The 1,094-nt window shown below is 72.4% G+C and carries 2 protein-coding genes; both read right to left on the bottom strand.

Features of this window, described 5'->3' with window-relative positions:
- On the bottom strand, nt 1-458 hold a 458-nt coding region (locus I53_RS17155), incomplete at its 3' end, for an SDR family NAD(P)-dependent oxidoreductase (protein WP_043352776.1).
- Nucleotides 455-1,094: beta-ketoacyl synthase N-terminal-like domain-containing protein (locus I53_RS17150; RefSeq protein WP_043352774.1), on the bottom strand; the 640-nt coding region annotated here is incomplete at its 5' end. The genes I53_RS17155 and I53_RS17150, both read right to left, overlap by 4 nt.

Raw genomic sequence — 1,094 nt, 5'->3', positions numbered from 1 at the left:
CCGGCATTCGCCCGCAGGGCGGCGACGACCCCGATCGCCACGATGCGGCCCGACCGCGCCCGGGTCATTTCCCGGACGAGCGACTTGGCGAGCCGCGTCAACGAGAAGAAGTTGACCTGCATGGCCGCCTCGGCACGCTCCTGATCGAGCATCGCCGCGAGGGCGTCACAGGACTTCCCGGCATTGTGGACGAGGCCGTAATAGCCCGCCGCTTCCGCGATCTCGCAGAACGCCTCCAGCGCCCCCCGATCGCCGAGATCGACGGAATGGGCCGCGAAGGCCCGGTCCGGATGCGCCGCACGCAGGTCGGCCAGCAAGGCCTGCGCGGCCTCGGCGGAGGCGCGATAGGTGAAGTCGACGCTCAGCCCGGCCTCGGCCAGGGCGCGGACGATCGCGGCGCCGATTCCGGACGCGCCGCCGGTCACGAGGACGCGGCTCTGGGCAGGTGCGGCGCTCACGCGGGCTCCGCGCCGAAGACCAGGCAGGTGTTCTGGCCGCCGAAGCCGAACGAGTTCGACAGCACCGTGCGCACCGGAAGGTCGCGGGCGGTCTCGACGATGTCGAGGGCGATGGTGGGGTCCGGCACCCGGTGGTTGATGGTCGGCGGGATCCGGCCGTGGCGGATGGTCAGCAGCGAGACCGCGGCCTCGATGGCGCCCGCCGCGGTCAGGGTGTGGCCGATCATCGACTTGTTCGAGGTCACCGGCAGGCTGGCCGCGCGGGCGCCGAACACGGCCCCCAGGCCCAGGGCCTCCATCTTGTCGTTCTCCGGCGTCGAGGTGCCGTGCGCGTTCACTGTGTCGATCGCCTCGGCCGCGACGCCGGCATCCTCCAGGCTGGCCCGGATCGCCGCGATGATCGGCGCGCCGTCGGGACTGGAGCGGGTGCGGTGGAAGCCGTCGCCCTTCTCGCCGCAGCCGAGGACGTAGCCGAGGATCGCGGCGCCCCGGGCGATCGCGGCCTCGGCGTTCTCAAGAACCAGAGCGGCCGCGCCCTCGCCCATCACGAAGCCGTCCCGGTCCTTCGAGAACGGCTTCGAGGCCGCTTCCGGCGCATCGTTGCGGGTGGAGAGCGCCGAGAGCAGCGAGAAGCGG

Origin of the sequence: Methylobacterium sp. B1 (assembly GCF_000333255.1) — a bacterium.
Taxonomy (GTDB): domain Bacteria; phylum Pseudomonadota; class Alphaproteobacteria; order Rhizobiales; family Beijerinckiaceae; genus Methylobacterium; species Methylobacterium fujisawaense.
The sequence above is the reverse complement of the archived record's forward strand: the minus strand, read 5'-3'. Positions and strand labels throughout refer to the sequence as shown.